Genomic DNA, 1,806 nt, shown 5'->3' on the forward strand with positions numbered 1-1,806 from the left:
TCCTTGTTCGTGAGCTTCAGCTCTTCGGTGCGCTCCTCGACGCGAACCTCAAGATCGGAATAGGCTTGTACGAGGCGCTCCTGTGAACGCACGCGCTGCAGCGCCGTAGCTATGTGAAAGGAAGCGAACTGCAGGATGTCCTGCTCGGCTTGTCCATAGTCGGATTCCGCCACATAGCTCTGCACGACCATGACGCCCACCGCACGTTCGTCAAGCAGCAGGGGTACGCCCAGCCAGCACTTCGGCAGCGTACCGAACACGACCATTTCGCCGGCATCGATCAGGCCGCGAATCTCTGTTTCGGTTGCCAGCAATGGTCGACGATTGCGCAGAACCCACTCGGTAATGCCGTTGGTCAGCTGTCGATTGGGCATGGGCTTGTCATGCTCGTCGGCATAGTAGGGTAACTTCAGTTCCGCACCATCGTCCGAGAGCAGGGAGATGAAGAAGTTGCGCGCATTCAGCAACTCCGCAACGGTTTCGTGGACGCCGACATAGAACTCGTCCATGCGCGGACTCTCGCTGGCGAGCTCCGTAATCCTGTAAAGAGCCGCCTGCATGCGCTGCGCGCGTTGACGCTCTGCGACTTCTTCGCGCAGGGCAATATTGGTTTCGGCCAGCTCGGTGGTTCTGCGTGACACTTCGAGCTCGAGATCATCGCGCGCCTGTTTGCGCGATACCGCCGAAAGTACGTGCTGGGCGACGAATGCAAGCAGTCGTCGATCATCCTCGGTGTACCGGCGATTGACATCGTAGCTCTGCACGACAACCGCACCCCTGACGCGTTCGCCCTCGAGCATCGGTACGCCGAGCCAGTCGATGCACTCGGGACCGAGGCGGGGGTCGTCGCCGAGCCCGAGCTGCTTGCGAAGCTGCTCCGACGGCCCCATCAGGGAGCGGCCCTGATGGGCCACCGCCAGGGTCAGGCTGTCCGGATATTCATGGGCACGAAATTCGATCGGAGAATCGGGAGCCGTTCTGTCATCAGAATCGACGTAGTACGGAAATCGGATGATGTCATCCACATCGTCGTAAAACGCGACAAAGAAATTCTCGGCATAGGTTAGTTGGCCCACGGCTTCGTGCACCCGCGCGAGCATTTCCGTGAGGTCTATATTGGAGTAGGAAAGGTTGGCGATCTGGTAGAGCGCCTGTTGCAAGCGCTCATCACTGCGCGCGGATCTCAGCTCGCTCAGCAGATTGCGGGTGTGCAGGGATTCGCGAAGGCAATGGTCTGCCCAGTCGATCCAGGCGCAGTTGGCTTCCGTCCATTCACGATCTTCCATGTCCCCGGCATTGAATGTCAGCTGCAGAACTGCCCGCCCATTCGCCAGTTCGATGGACAGGCGGGTTTCCGGATCCTGATTCGTCGAATCGATTGCGCCAGATTCCGGGATGTCGAGTTCCAGCATTGCCCCTGTGCAGGCGGTCTGATCGCGCGCGAGGTGTTCGATCCGGACACGGAGAGCATCAATGCCGTTGCACTGCAGCAACTCCTGGGCATGGGGAAGCAATTCAAGCGTCAGCGCCCGAATCGGATTCTGCGGGCGCAAGAATTCTGCCAGCCTGCTCACATGATTCCCCCTTGAGGTGAACCCTATCATCGCTTCGGCTTGGCGTCCCGATGTATGGATGCTTTCACGCGTTCTGGTTGGCTGGATGCATTCCAAAATGCCCTGCAAGGATCAGGCCGCTTGCGCTGCTACCTGCTGTCTGGCAAGTGTGTTGGCAAACAGCAGGCGGCTCCACACACAGCAATTGTTCGCCCGTGTCTGATCCAGCGTGATCGATTGATCGGTGCAAGCG

The 1,806-nt window shown here is 59.1% G+C and carries 1 protein-coding gene; it reads right to left on the bottom strand.

Going from position 1 to position 1,806, the window contains the following annotated elements; all coding sequences use genetic code 11:
- A partial coding sequence (locus WBP53_RS00190; RefSeq protein WP_423924735.1) for a GAF domain-containing protein occupies positions 1–1,574 on the bottom strand: 1,574 nt, incomplete at its 3' end.
- Positions 1,575–1,806: the final 232 nt, after the last annotated feature.

The organism is Dokdonella sp., assembly GCF_049593775.1.
Lineage (GTDB): Bacteria > Pseudomonadota > Gammaproteobacteria > Xanthomonadales > Rhodanobacteraceae > Dokdonella.